This is a genomic window from Desulfovirgula thermocuniculi DSM 16036 (assembly GCF_000429345.1).
GTDB classification, from domain to species: domain Bacteria; phylum Bacillota; class Desulfotomaculia; order Desulfotomaculales; family Desulfovirgulaceae; genus Desulfovirgula; species Desulfovirgula thermocuniculi.
Map to the genome: position 1 here is coordinate 35066 of NZ_AUBR01000007.1, position 12183 is coordinate 47248.

Consider the following 12183-nt stretch of genomic DNA (forward strand, 5'->3'; position numbering starts at 1 on the left):
GCTTCCACGTCCGGGCCTCTCTCCCTACAGGCTTTCCACTTCGCCGGGGCGCACGTCGAAGCCCGCGGCGGCCAGCTCCTGCCTGGCCTTTTCTACAAAGCCATCCACTCGCTGGCGGTAGCTTTCGGGCGGCTTTCTTTCCGCGATGTCCTCCAGCACCGGGCCGAAATCTTCCTCGAACCGCAGCAGCGCCTTCTCCGGGCCTCCCGCGTGGCAGGCCAGCACGCCGACCGCGGTGGCCTTAAAGCGGGCGTGGTAAGTGACCAGCCCGCGGTTGGCGGTACACTCAATCGTGAGGGTCGTGTACACGCGGGTCGCACCGGCTTCACGGGCCTGCTGAATGAGACTCTCCAGGTCGGGCAGGCGAACCACCATCCGAATCACCTCCTCCCGGCAGCGGTGCTTTAAAAAACCGAAGGCCCGGCTCTAAAGCCTGGGCCTTCGGCAGCTCCCGGCGTCTTTTGTCTCCTACCCCCTGGCTTCCAGCTCCCTGCGTATCCCTTCGGCTATCCACGACCTCAGCAGGGTCTGGTAGGGGATGTCCTTCCTCTTGGCAATCTCCTTGGCCGCCTCTATCTGGGACACCCGCAGGCGCAGGGTCACGCGCTTGGTCTTCGCCCGCTCCCTGATTTTCGCCTCCAGCGCGGGATCGAGTTCGATGTCTACCGCCTCGTCGCCCTCAAGGTAATCCAGCGTGTTGTGGGTGTCCCAAAACTCGGCTTCCTCACGTTCGCTTTTAAACTTCGGGAGTTCTCCGGCCATCTCAGTTTCGCCTCCTTTGTCGGTAATACCGGCGCTCCCACCTGTTCATGTCTCTCGCCGTGATCACGCGCGCGGTGCTGCCGGGCTTGAGAACGAAAATGACCGTGAGGTACCGCCCCTCGTCCGTTTGGCCGTAGGCTGCAAACCTTCCGCCGCGAACCCTGCGGAAAACCGGGCGGTTGCAGAAAACCTCTTCCACCTCATCAGGAGAAAGTCCGTGTCTTTCCTCAATGTGCCCGGCATTCCACTTGTCCCACTCAAACCGGGTTATCTTCATCTGCCGCACCCGCTCCCATTTTAAACTCCAGTATTGCTCCTGTCAATACACCACTCCGGGCACTCCTCCCACCGGGCCAGCGGGGTCAGCGGGCCGTAGACTTTCCGCAGGCGGGCAAAGTCCTTGCGGGTCCGCCTGTAGCGGTAGCCCGCAAAGACCTCGCCGCCGGGCAACTTCAGGTAGGCCGCGTAGACCTGCTGGCCCCACACGTCCTTTCCGGCGAGGACGTAGCGGTGGGTGGCGGTCTCATACGCCTTGAGCTTTGCCACTATACCCACCTCCTCCCGCCACGCCTAGCTTCTTCATTGCCTCTCTCAGCCCCGCCGCACAGTCCGGGCAGAGGAAGCCCAGCATGTTTCCCTCCCGGTCGTAGGCGGCATGGGCTTTGATGCGCTCCCGGCTCCTCGCCCACTGGCGGGCGGGCTTCCTGCAGTACCCGCAGGCCCCCCAGCGGAAGAACCTGCGGGCGTCCTGGTCCCGGATGCAGACGGCCTCAATTCTCACGCCGCGCACCCCCTTCCGCCACGCCCCGCCAGAACTCCCGCCAGGCGCGGTCAAGGGCTTCGACAGCCTGTGTCCGCCTGTTATCCGGCAGGGCCTCCAGCAGGCGCACCAGATTTTCCCCGCGCCTGCGGCGGGGCGGTAGGTTTAGGGCGCGTTCCAGGACTCTCTTAGAGATGGTCCTCATTCTCTTGCGGGCGGGCCTCCTCCGGCCCGCCCAATCCCTCCTTTCCGCGGAATGGATCTGGCGGGCCGGGTTCCGGCCCCTACGCTTTTCTCAGCAGCCGGGCCGCCTCCCTGATTATCGGGGAAAACCGGCCGTCGTATTCGCTCCGCTCAGCTACGGCATTTAAGGCCGCCAGGGTAATCCGGTTAAGCAGTGCCGGGTGCAGTGCGCTGAATGCGTCCTGCAGGTCGCGGTGCAGACTAGGGGTGTGGTTGATCGCCTCCGCGATCAGCCGGACCCCTTCTTCCAGTTTTTCCTTCCACTCCCTACCCATGCTTTTCGCGGCGGGCCTCTCCCCCCGGCCCGCCTCCCTCCTTTCGTGGGAATTCTTTGGGAAAGCGGGCCTGGGGAGAATGGCCCGAAAAGGAAAGCGCCCGGCTTTTACCGGACGCTCCCGAACTCGCTCAGCTTTTTGTTCAACGCACCACCAGCTTAAGCAACCCGAAAACTCCCGCTATTTGGCCCAACCAGAAAACGAACATCCACTTAATCAAGTCCGCCTTCAGGTTGGCCATGTCGGTCTTGAGTTCGGCCTTGGTTTCTGTAAGCCGCCGCTCAAGCCTCTCGGCAGCCGTCTCGCTGATGTTTTCCCGCAATCCCCTCACGGCCTGGTCGAGAAGGGCCACCAGCTCCCTGGTGCCGTCCTCGCCTAGTTTGGCACGCAGGGCCTCGGGGACGTGGAGGATGATCGCCATCCCGTTCACCCCTCTCACCTCCCATTTTACCCAAATGCGGCGGGAGAGAAAAGCCTATGCGGCCTTCTCCCCCGCGCTCTCTACTAGCTTTATCAATGTTCTAGCTACCCGTTGCACCGCTTCGCCCCACTCCAGGAGCTTTTCCGCGTCCCGCACCCAGCCTGCAACGTATTCGAAGCTGTAGCCGGACGTGTCAAGCCCGAAGTGGGAGGCGGCGATGTAGGCAGCCCCTTCCGCTATGGCCTCCCCCCGCTGGTAGGCCACTTCCCGCCCCAGGGTTTTGCGGTACTCCTGCCCGTCCAGGCCCAGCCTGTAGGCCAACCCGTGAGCGATTTCGTGCAGGAGGACCTTGGTCCGCAGGCCCTGGTCCCCCTCCAGGCCGGGGTGCAGGCGGATCTCCCCCGTGCCGGGGTGGAACTCCCCCAGGGCGTAGGGATTTGCCAACTTTACCAATTCCCCGCAGGCCACCGGGAAGGGGCTGACCGCTAGCAAGCGGTCCCACAGCCACCTGGCCGCCTGGTCGCCGGAAACCCTGCCCGTAAACCTGGGCGGCTCTGGCAGGGGTTTGCCCTCCGTCTGGGACACGTCCCATACGTGGGTGACGTGGAAGCCTACCAGGATTTCCTCTTCCCGTTCTACCACCCGGATCTCCCCGGTTTCCAGGTCGGTGGTTTCCTCACGCACGGTAACTTTCCGCAGGGTAGGGGCGAAGATCATGATGCCCTTTTCGCCGGGTTTGACCCTTCGGCCCAAACTATTCCAGGTGCGGATACCCGCAACCCAGGTGGCGTCCGGCTTCTGGGCCAGAATCAGGGCCACGTTGGCGGGAGAATACTGGCGGAACCGGGCAAGCATATCCAGGTACGCCCGCCAATCGGCCCGGTTTAGCACCGCCCTAACGCCCTCCACCAAACGGTCATAAAGCTCGCGAACCTTCCGGTCTTTCGATTTCGCCAACCTCTCCAGCTTCATCTCCACGGGACGGGCCTCCCCCTGCGGCCCGCCCCTTTTCCCTCCTTCCAGCTAGGGATTTTGGAGCGGGCCGGGTGGCCCTAGTCAATTGCAAAACCGTCGCTGGTACTCCTGCACCGATGGCACACTCTCATACAGGCCGGGGTTTTCCCGGAGTTCGGCCTTGAAGGTGCGCCGGTTGGCCAGCGCAACCCCGAATTTCTGCAGGCACTCGGCCCTTATCAGCCAGAACAGCCTGGTTTCTTCCAGCCTGGCCCGCTCTTTAAACGATTCCAGGGTGTTCCGCAGGGCAATCAGGGCTTTCTCTTCCCCGTACCTGCGGACGTAATTTTCACATCGATCCCGCACATCCGCTTCGGTAATATCCTTACCGGCCCGGCGTGCGTACCGGGCAGTCTCGCTAATTAGCCGGTTAACAGGTTTAGTCATATTCCTGGGGCGGACCTGCCCGGCCCGCCCCACTCCCTCCTTTCGTGAGAGTGGATATTGCGGGCCGGGGGTCGGCCCGAAAAAGGGAAGCGGCCCGGTAAAAATGGGCCGCTTTAAACTCTCAGGTCTCAGTTCCGGTAGGCTTCCCTCCGGTGAACAACCTCGGCAATGTGGACTTCCTTCTGCGCGAAGTTATACCGGAAGGTTACCCGCCAGTCGCCTACCCGCAACCTGTATCTCCCGCTGAATCCTTCCAGCTTGACTATATCGCCGCGGGGCGGGAACGGTCGCAGGCTGGCTTCGATTGCCTTCCGAATCCTCTCCTGGGTGCTCCTGTCCAGCCGCTTTAACTGCCTGACGGCCTTGGGGGAGAATACGATTTCAAATTCCAAGTTCCTTCCAAACATCTTCGGCCTTCACGCCCTTGCCCGCGTCGATCTCGGCCAGAGCTTCCTCGATCTCCGCGGCCTCTTCCGGCGTAATTCTCTCGACGGGCCAGGCCATAGACTCCAGAATTACCCATAGGGCTTGCACCTGCTCGTCGGTCAGCCGGTCGATCATGGCTTTAACGAATTCGCGTGGCACGGCCATATTACTCACCCCAAGGCCATTATAGCCGCTCGCCAGCAAAAATACCACTCCCTTTCGCCGGTTTTTCTCTTCTGGAGGCGGCCCGGTTTTCCCGGGCCGCCTTCTCTCATGCCACTACCTCCACCGCCACGGCAAACAGGCCCTTGTCCAGGGCGCGGTAGTGGGCTTTGACCCGCTTGCCGACCGCGGCTTGCAGGATCTTGGCGGCACCGTTCTTTGCGAACAGCGCCACCTTACCCTGCGGGCCCTCGCACCAGGCCCTCACCACGCCTTTATCGTTGGCCCTGGCCTCCAGCACCTTGAAGGTGCCTTCGGCCAGGCCCTGGGCTCCGTCTTGGCCCTGGGCGTTCTGGGTGTCGTCCTGGCCCTGGGTACCCTGGCCCTCGCCGGGCTTTTCGCCCTGTCCGGCCTTCAACCCTTCGGCGTATGCCCCCAGCACGGCCAGGGCCTCCTCCCGCAGGCCCGCGTTCAGCATCGCCGCCACCAGGCTGGCCATCTGGCAGTCGCTGCGGTGCCTGCGGCCAGTCTCCTCTATCCGGGCGTCGATCTCCCGGAGGACCTGGCGCAGGCGGTCGGCTTCCTGCCGCAGGGCCTGGTAGTCCTGATCTGCGGCCAGGCGGCGGGCTATCTCTGCCTGCCGGGCCTGCTCGTTCGGGTAAAGTGGCCTGCCGTCCCCGTTGCGCTCGGCGGCCACTTCCCCGGCCACGCGGGCTTCGGTTTCCTTCAGGGCGTCCAAGGCTTTGTGGAGTTGGTCATTGATCTCTCCCCGGCGAAGGGTCAACTCCGCAGCTTTGTTGGGGGCTTCTCCCAATCGATAGGCAATTTGCACCAGGATCTCACGCATCTTCGTTCCTCCTCCCGGAAATTCTCTCACTTCACCGCCGCCAGGATGGCCGCGGCAAGCGCAGCCGCCACCAGGTGCTCGACCCGTTTCACCGGGTCTTTACGCTCAAGAAGGTACAGGACCACGCTTACCACGCCGCCCAAGGCGGCAACAGCCTGCACTGCCGTGCGGAGGTATTCCATTGACTCCGCCCCTTCCCTTGTGGTATGCTCAAGGCAAGGGGCGGGGGCATTCCCCCCGCTGGGGATTCGCCTTTTAGGAGTGGCGGTGCTTGCGCGCCGCCTTTTCTCTTTCTGCGACCAGCCCGTGGAGTTTTTCCACGAACACTGCCGCCGAAAGGAAAACCAGCGACGCCAGCAACAGCAGCTCCTTCAAGGCGCTCACCCCCTTTCCCGGGGTCAACGCCCCCGCGCTTGCCTTGTCTCACGCAAGAAAAGCCCGGCCAGCAGGCTTTTTCGCACAGCCCGCGCGCCGGGCTTCTCTCGTAGCTTTCCGTGCCGGCCTGGCCCCCGCCGCCAGGCGGTGCCCCGTCTGTGCGGTGTCGCCCGGTCGGGCGGGGATACTCCTCCGTGGCCCGGCGGTGCCCCGTCGGCGCGGTGTCGCCGGGCAGTTCGGTCCCTGGCGCGTCTGCTACGGCCGGCTTTCGCGAAAAAGCAAAAAGCGGCCAACACCGCTTAGTTCAAAAAACTCGCAGCGCTTGGCCGCTCAACTCGCAAAACTTTTATTCGCGCCCGAAAACGGGCGCACTTGCCCCCTTTCCGGGGGGAGGTAGCCAGCACCCGGACCGGCCGCAGTGGCGGCTGGTTCGGGCCGGATTGCCCGCCTTCAGGCGGGGATGGTAGCCAGCACCCGATGCAAACACCGGGCCGGATTGCCCTGCTGAAGCAGGGGAAGTGGAGCAAGACTCCTCAAAGGCTCAGCCTGATTATAGCATGCCCCAGCAGGGAAAGTCAAAGGTTTTTGCCCAAAAAAAAGAAAAAGCCCGGTCAAGCCGGGCTTGCTAGCGTTCCCGCCGGATGCACCTCCCCAACTCCCTCACCCGCAGGTCCACCACATCGCAGGCGTACACTTCCCCGCCCTCCATCCGTACCACCACCTGCATACCGCTTCCCCTGGTGAAAGCCCTGCCCCGCTGCCCCTTCGGGAAGACTACCGTGCCGTTTTCCAGCTTTCCGCCCGCCTGCACCAGCCGGGCGTAGAACCACCCCAGGGCTTCCTGTTCACGAAAAGCGCGCTCGTCAATTATGCGGTGGCCCGCCGGAAGCCACAGGACTGAAGGCCCCAGGCGGGCCTGCACGGCACAACCCGCTCCCCTGGCCTTCTTGAAAAGATCCCCGGCAGCGCGCCGGAAGAGCAGGTGGCAGGCGTCGGGAGGTGCGCCCCCGGTGGCCTCCAGGAACCGCACGAACTCCTCCACGCGGGGAGACGTGATGAACCCCGGCGCGCGGCACGGCTCGATGTAGAGCATACCGCATCACCGCTTTCTTCCGGCGTACCACTCCCGGAATTCTTCCGGGGTCAATCCTAACCTTTTCACCAGCCGGGCCACCTGGCCGGGTTTGAGCCGCCTCGCCGGGTGAAAGTGGGCCGTGAAGGGGCGGCCCAGGCGGTTTACTCCCACGACTACGGGGCCGCCCAGGCCGCGCGCCTCCTTCGCGAAGTGCCGCACCAGCGCCTGCCATTGCCTAAACGTCAGGGACGGGTAGCGCACGTTAGATCCGCCCCCTCAGCCGCAGGTGGAGCTTTTTCTTCTCCCGGTCGAACTTCGCCACGGCGCAGGTAACGCGGTCGCCGCGGGCCACGGCGCCCCGCAGGGGCACGGGCGCGATGCCCACCACGCCCGGCGCCAGGTCCGGCTCCAGGAAAACAGTGCTACCCCGCACGGCCACCACGGTGCAGGCCAGGAACTGCCCCCGGTGGAAGTCCGGCGCAGCCTGCCAGGGGTCGGTTTTCTTTACCGGGCTTACAACCAGCGGTTCAACCGAGACTACCTCCACCTCCAGCGTACTGCCCGGCGGGAACTGCTGGGCCAGGGACCGGGCCTGGCTTACTGCTGCCTTCCTGTAGGGTATCTCCACCAGCACGCCCCCGCCCACGTCCAGGAGCAGCCTGGCGGGCTTGCCGTTTTCCCGGTCCCTGGGCAGCACGGCGCGCACCAGCGCCTCAATGACCTGGCCGGGCCGGAGTTCTGCCTTCAGGCGCTCCTCCGCTTCCGCCACAACTTCTCTTCGGGAGCAGGCGGCAAGGCCGCTTTCGCGGTCCAGGCCCTTCACCTTTACCCGGATCTTCTGGCCCACGAAGCGCGGCATGAGTTGCGGACTGCCCAACCCCGTTTCGGATGCGGGCACCAGGCCCCTCGCGCCGTCCAGGCCGGGAAAAGTGAGCAGCCACGCGGGGGAGCCGTTGGGGTAGGCCACGCCAGCTACCTCGGCTTCGATTGCCAAACCGCGCTCCTTGGCGTGGTAAAGGTACTCGAAGGTGTCAGCTTTCGGGGTGTAGCCTTCGGGTTTGAGCATATAAACTACTCTCCTTTCCCTCAGAATTTAAACGTTATGCCTGCCGCCACCAGCACGAACGCCGCCGCCAGGAGATAATCCAGCAGGCCGCCCGTGGCCACCGGCCCCCTGGGGTGCCACGGTAAAAATGGGGCCAGGGGTTCTACCCCGCTCCGCGTGCAGGCGTCTAGCGCCAGGTGCGAGAGCGCCCCCAGGAAGAGCGCCAGGGCGCAGAGCCAGGCGGGAGCGGAGAGCACGGCGCCCAGGGGAGCGCCCAGGAAGAGGCCCGCCGCACCCAGGGCCAGGGCGAACCAGAGGGTGTGGGTGATGGTGCGGTGGCCGAAAAGCGCCTCCAGCACCACGGCCAGGGGGCGCAGGCGCCTGCCCGCCCAGCTTCCCGGGTGGTCGACGTCCGGCAGCAGCCCGCCCAAGGCACCCAGGGCTAGGCCAAGGTAAGGCTCCCCGACCAGCTTGCCCGCCAGGGCCCCGAGGAAGGCCCCGGCGGCGGCGTGGGTTTTGCCTGTCATGCGCGGTCACCCTCCTCCGGCCATTTCTTTCTGCACGCGACGCACCGCCAGCCGGGTACTACCTCCCACCCCCGCCCGGGCAGGACAACTACACACGCTTCCGGCTCCAGCGGGCCGCCGCAGGACGGGCATACCCTCTTTTGCACGTTCATCCCCCTCTCTTGCGAAAGTGCTGTTTCTAGCTCCCGAAAAGAAAAACCGCCGGATTCAGGGCGCGGGCGCCCAAACCTCCGGGGGCCACAGCGCGGGTTGACCGCCGCCCCGCGAGAAAAAACTCCACCACGCCACGAACCGGGCCAGCCGTTCCTTGCTCCACAGTGGGAACGAGGAGTCCGCCGAGTCCGCACCGCTGTGCAGGGCGTGGAGGAGTTTCCTGGGCGTACCCGCCCGCCCGTAGTGGAACTTCTTGCCGTGGCGGTGGGCCAGCGTGGCCCAGTGCGGGGCCGTGGCCTTGAAGGCGCTGCTGCCGCCGAGAAAGATGCCGGCGAAGCGGTGCAGAACCGGCTCCACGTCGGCCAACCCCATCCCGTCCTGTACGGCCAAGAACCAGGGCCAGTCGCGGGGTAATTCTTCCAGCCACCGCAGGGAAAACTCCAGGCTTTCCAAGCCTCCCGCCACGATGTCCGGCGCCACCGCCAGGTACGGCCTGCCCGCCGCGTAGGCCCTCTCCAGCCGCCGCAGGAAGCCGTCGCGGTCGAACGGCTCGCCGCGCAGGTAGCAACGGAAGGCGCCGTTATCGAAGCCCCACGGCTCGCCGGGATAAGGATTCGGTGCTTTGAGCAGGAACATCCGCCCCCAGCCGAGTGAGGCCGCCACTTCGACTACGCGGCGGTCGCGCGTGTCGCCGATCATGAAAACCATCGTTCTCCCGGCCCTCCTTTCCCGCAGCAGAATCGGCTCCTGAAAACAAAAAGCCGCCCGGCTTTGCGGCGCGCTAAAAAATCAACTCGAACTTTAACTTCGGCCCCGCGGCGGCATCCCTCCGCGACCGCCCGGTGCGGGTCCACCGCCCGCCAGCGGTGCGGCCTACAAGCCGCCACCCCGCTGCGCGGTACACCGTACCCTGGTGCCCCCTACCCGGATCGGCGTAGGCTATCAGCCGCCGGATTCCGGGCATGTTCCTGCGCACCCACTTCACCGCCAGGGCCAGGGCGCGGCTCTCCGAGTTGCGCGGGCACTCGTCCAGCAGAACCATCCGGGTGAGTTCCAGGGTGTGCCGCTGATCCTCCAGCCTGGCCGACGGCCTGCCGAACACCAGCACCCCCACCAGGCGGTCCCCGTACCAGACACCCAGGCAAGCCCGCGCTCCCGGCGGGGCGTAGCCGAGGTAGTGGTGCCGCTCCACGAACGCCTGCGCGATCCGGTATGGAACGGGCCGCATTTCCAAGTGCTTGGCCGAGGGTGGCGGCCCGGGCGGCGTGTCGGAAAAGCGGAACTGGCCGTCCCAGTCGGGCACTAAGAACATGCGGCGACCCCCTCCTTGCAAACAAAAGCCGCCCGGCTTTCTTTTCTACCGGGCGGCCATACTCCTTATCACGGGCGGCCCGGTGCAGCCGGGCCGGAAAACCACCACGCACGAAGGAAAGGGCGCGCCGTTTTTCGCACCCTCGAAGTGCAGCCTGCCGCGGATAAAGCGTATCTCCGCGGCACGCATGACGTACTCGTGCCACCAGGCCGTGTCCGTGCGCGAAGGTAACAGACACACCACCGTGGCCCCCTTTTGCGCCTCTTCCCACGCCTTGCGTACCCACCTGCTTATTTCCCGGCCATATGGGGGATTCATCCAGCACGTCTCCGGTGCCCACTCCTGGATCAGCCCGTTTTGTTCCGGGCTGAAGTAGCGCGTGCACTTCGCGTTCCAGGGCCGGGCGCATACGTCCAGGGTGAAGCCGAACTCGGCGTGAAGCCGGGCAAAGAGTTCCTGCGGCGTTTCCCATTCAGAAGTGGCCGAAGAGAAAAGCACCCTGTTGAACACGGCCACACGCCCTCCCGGCAGCGCTCCTTCTGGCCATCTCCGCCCTGCGTCGGCGCTCGGCCTCGTACTCCCGCTCTGCCCGCTCCAGCTCTGTGGCCTCCCGGGCGCCCATCAAGCAGGCCGCCACGAGTTCCATCCTTTTGCCGCACCTGCGGCACAGGGGCGGGAAGTCATCCGCGGAGACTACGGTGCGGAAGCACTCCCAGCAGAAGAAGCGGTAGACCATCACGTTTTCCGCCCTCCCCGCGCGCGGCAGGCGCTCAGGGGCCGCCGGCGCGGAGGCGGCGAGGAGTTTGCGTCCCATGGACAATCCACCTGCCTTTCGTCGCTTTTTTGACATGCACAGCGCCACCAGGCCTAACGGAAACCCCTCTTCTTCTGCCCCCTGAAAACAAAGACCGCCCGGCTTGCTGCTAACGGGCGGCCTTTCCGCCTCTGATGACCTTCAGCGGCGGGTAATATTTCTCCGCCCGCACCTCCCCGCCTGGCTTTTCCACCATAGTGTACAGATGACCCCGGATTTCGGGAAAAGTTGCCTCAAGTTTCTCCCACATAGTACGCGCGAACTCCCGATCCTCTTCCAGCTTCCGGGCGAAGTGAAACATGATGGCCGTAAACAGGGGTTGTTCCTCTCCCTCCGATATGGGATCGTCGTACTCCTGCTTCCTGGAGCGGTGCTCCGCCTTCCACGTGAAAACTGCAAACACAAAGAAGCCCGGCGCCTTCCTACCCAAACGTTCAAACTCTTCCCTGCATTCCTCCAGCATCTGCACGCTGCAGTTGAGGATCTGGGCCAGGTCGTGCAGGGTTGCCCCGGCCTCTTCGTAGGCGTCCAGGAGTGCGAGGGCGTACCGCCCGCAGAAGGCCAGGTACTCTTTGCACAACCCCATCAGGTTTTCCAGGCTCCTTTTGAAGGACCTCACAGCGGGAAGGGCAACGCGGTACTGCGGTGCCCGGAAGCCAGGAAGCGCCCCTTCGATGGCTTTAAGCTTCCAGGCGTTCCAGTACAGTTCCCGTAGGAGCCTGCGCACCTGAAACTTGGTGCGCACCAGCTCGGCGGCGATTTGCTTCTTGGTCAAGGAAACCCCTCCCTTCCGGCCCGGTCAGTTGCCCGGCAGGGCCTGCACGTTCCCCGGCCCGGACAGGCCAAGCGCCTTGACGCGGTTGTAGAGTTCCTGGAGGGCTTGTTTCCTCTCCTGGTAGGAGAGGCCTTTGTAGACGAGCCCGGTGTCGTAACCCTGCAGTATCTCTATCGCCCGCACCTGCTCCGGGGTGAGGCAATCCCGCAGGGGCACACTCTGCGGTATGCCGTGCGCCAAGCGGTACTCTTTGGCACTCATGCCCAGCACGATACGATTAATCAAGTCGGCTTCGTTCTTGTAGTGGTAGAATTGCGCGTCCTGGCGAGAAGCCTTGATCGCATCTGTCAGCGCCCGGAATTCCTTGCGGGCCTTGTTGCGGGAGAAGATGTACTCCTCCATCAGGTTAAAGCGCTCGATGTAGCGCATCTTGATCCGCATGGCCTTGGGTCCCGTGTAGCCCATGACTAAGAGCATGAAGAAGTCCCGGTCCATGAAGTACTCCGGTTGCCTGCGCCCCCGGCGGTCGGTTTAGTGACGCAAGACGACTTTCCTCTTCCACGCTTCCAGGTCAATCTCCTCAACTTTGGGGAGATTGGGTTCTCGGGTAATCGATCCAAAATTGGATGGATTGATTTTCCTTTCATGGGCCATGTTGCTAAATTCGGTCAGGATGTTTTCAATGTCACGCAAGACGTGGGCGTGCGTTTTTCCGAAATTCCTGGCCACGGCCCTGCTGCTAGCCATAGGCACGCCGTTGACGATGACTACACCCAGGTCGTCTTTAACCGGTTCCAGAAAGCGCACTTG

At 64.1% G+C, this 12183-nt stretch carries 24 protein-coding genes and 1 pseudogene; all 25 read right to left on the bottom strand.

The window, feature by feature from the left end; genetic code table 11:
• Positions 1–24: 24 nt before the first annotated feature.
• Positions 25–375, bottom strand: coding sequence for a hypothetical protein (locus G454_RS0102890; RefSeq protein WP_027717394.1), 351 nt, complete (start codon positions 373–375; stop codon positions 25–27).
• A gap of 93 nt (positions 376–468) precedes the next feature.
• Positions 469–762, bottom strand: a complete 294-nt coding sequence (locus G454_RS0102895; protein WP_035106688.1) for a CopG family antitoxin — start codon at positions 760–762, stop codon at positions 469–471.
• A gap of 1 nt (position 763) precedes the next feature.
• Positions 764–1039 carry a BrnT family toxin gene (locus G454_RS0102900; protein WP_035106691.1) on the bottom strand — a complete coding sequence of 92 codons (276 nt, stop codon included), beginning with the start codon at positions 1037–1039 and terminating at the stop codon, positions 764–766.
• A 20-nt stretch (positions 1040–1059) separates the two neighbouring features.
• Positions 1060–1308: a hypothetical protein gene (locus G454_RS0102905; RefSeq protein WP_027717397.1), complete on the bottom strand. Its 249-nt coding sequence runs from the start codon at positions 1306–1308 to the stop codon at positions 1060–1062.
• Entirely contained in the window at positions 1286–1543 is a 258-nt protein-coding gene (locus G454_RS0102910; protein WP_027717398.1) for a hypothetical protein, read from the bottom strand. Before G454_RS0102910 ends, G454_RS0102905 begins: the two co-directional genes overlap by 23 nt.
• On the bottom strand, positions 1533–1727 hold the full coding sequence (locus G454_RS0102915; protein ID WP_027717399.1) for a hypothetical protein: 195 nt from the start codon (positions 1725–1727) through the stop codon (positions 1533–1535). The genes G454_RS0102910 and G454_RS0102915 overlap by 11 nt, the downstream gene beginning before the upstream one ends.
• A gap of 79 nt (positions 1728–1806) precedes the next feature.
• Positions 1807–2040, bottom strand: coding sequence for a hypothetical protein (locus G454_RS0102920; RefSeq protein WP_027717400.1), 234 nt, complete (start codon positions 2038–2040; stop codon positions 1807–1809).
• Between the two features lie 142 nt (positions 2041–2182).
• The gene (locus G454_RS0102925) at positions 2183–2461 is read right to left on the bottom strand and encodes an LA_3696 family protein (RefSeq protein WP_084413215.1); all 279 of its coding nucleotides are present in this window, start codon (positions 2459–2461) and stop codon (positions 2183–2185) included.
• Positions 2462–2515: 54 nt separating this feature from the next.
• Positions 2516–3433 carry an ArdC family protein gene (locus G454_RS17430; RefSeq protein ID WP_245574298.1) on the bottom strand — a complete coding sequence of 306 codons (918 nt, stop codon included), beginning with the start codon at positions 3431–3433 and terminating at the stop codon, positions 2516–2518.
• Between the two features lie 84 nt (positions 3434–3517).
• Positions 3518–3862 carry a hypothetical protein gene (locus tag G454_RS0102935; protein ID WP_156896627.1) on the bottom strand — a complete coding sequence of 115 codons (345 nt, stop codon included), beginning with the start codon at positions 3860–3862 and terminating at the stop codon, positions 3518–3520.
• A gap of 128 nt (positions 3863–3990) precedes the next feature.
• Complete coding sequence (locus tag G454_RS17435) at positions 3991–4254, bottom strand: type II toxin-antitoxin system RelE family toxin (RefSeq protein WP_051275796.1); 264 nt, start codon at positions 4252–4254, stop codon at positions 3991–3993.
• A complete protein-coding gene (locus G454_RS0102945) occupies positions 4244–4492 on the bottom strand; it encodes a hypothetical protein (protein ID WP_027717403.1) in 249 nt (82 codons plus the stop codon). The genes G454_RS17435 and G454_RS0102945 overlap by 11 nt, the downstream gene beginning before the upstream one ends.
• 67 nt (positions 4493–4559) lie before the next feature.
• Positions 4560–5297 carry a hypothetical protein gene (locus tag G454_RS0102950; protein WP_027717404.1) on the bottom strand — a complete coding sequence of 246 codons (738 nt, stop codon included), beginning with the start codon at positions 5295–5297 and terminating at the stop codon, positions 4560–4562.
• Between the two features lie 26 nt (positions 5298–5323).
• Positions 5324–5479, bottom strand: a complete 156-nt coding sequence (locus G454_RS21265; protein WP_156896628.1) for a hypothetical protein — start codon at positions 5477–5479, stop codon at positions 5324–5326.
• A gap of 818 nt (positions 5480–6297) precedes the next feature.
• Complete coding sequence (locus tag G454_RS0102965) at positions 6298–6765, bottom strand: hypothetical protein (protein ID WP_027717405.1); 468 nt, start codon at positions 6763–6765, stop codon at positions 6298–6300.
• Between the two features lie 6 nt (positions 6766–6771).
• A complete protein-coding gene (locus G454_RS0102970) occupies positions 6772–7008 on the bottom strand; it encodes a hypothetical protein (protein WP_035106694.1) in 237 nt (78 codons plus the stop codon).
• 1 nt (position 7009) lies between these two features.
• A complete protein-coding gene (locus G454_RS0102975) occupies positions 7010–7813 on the bottom strand; it encodes a hypothetical protein (RefSeq protein ID WP_035106696.1) in 804 nt (267 codons plus the stop codon).
• 20 nt (positions 7814–7833) lie between these two features.
• The gene (locus G454_RS0102980) at positions 7834–8319 is read right to left on the bottom strand and encodes a metal-dependent hydrolase (protein WP_027717408.1); all 486 of its coding nucleotides are present in this window, start codon (positions 8317–8319) and stop codon (positions 7834–7836) included.
• Complete coding sequence (locus tag G454_RS21270; RefSeq protein WP_156896629.1) at positions 8316–8471, bottom strand: hypothetical protein; 156 nt, start codon at positions 8469–8471, stop codon at positions 8316–8318. The genes G454_RS0102980 and G454_RS21270 overlap by 4 nt, the downstream gene beginning before the upstream one ends.
• Positions 8472–8526: 55 nt before the next feature.
• Complete coding sequence (locus G454_RS17440; protein WP_051275798.1) at positions 8527–9180, bottom strand: hypothetical protein; 654 nt, start codon at positions 9178–9180, stop codon at positions 8527–8529.
• A 73-nt stretch (positions 9181–9253) separates the two neighbouring features.
• Positions 9254–9784: an XF1762 family protein gene (locus G454_RS17445; protein ID WP_051275799.1), complete on the bottom strand. Its 531-nt coding sequence runs from the start codon at positions 9782–9784 to the stop codon at positions 9254–9256.
• Between the two features lie 45 nt (positions 9785–9829).
• Entirely contained in the window at positions 9830–10294 is a 465-nt protein-coding gene (locus tag G454_RS0102995) for a DNA N-6-adenine-methyltransferase (RefSeq protein ID WP_027717409.1), read from the bottom strand.
• Entirely contained in the window at positions 10257–10598 is a 342-nt protein-coding gene (locus G454_RS0103000; protein ID WP_027717410.1) for a hypothetical protein, read from the bottom strand. The genes G454_RS0102995 and G454_RS0103000 overlap by 38 nt, the downstream gene beginning before the upstream one ends.
• A gap of 109 nt (positions 10599–10707) precedes the next feature.
• The gene (locus tag G454_RS0103005; RefSeq protein WP_027717411.1) at positions 10708–11373 is read right to left on the bottom strand and encodes a hypothetical protein; all 666 of its coding nucleotides are present in this window, start codon (positions 11371–11373) and stop codon (positions 10708–10710) included.
• A gap of 24 nt (positions 11374–11397) precedes the next feature.
• Positions 11398–12120, bottom strand: a pseudogene (locus tag G454_RS20205) (Rha family transcriptional regulator).
• Positions 12121–12183 lie beyond the last annotated feature (63 nt).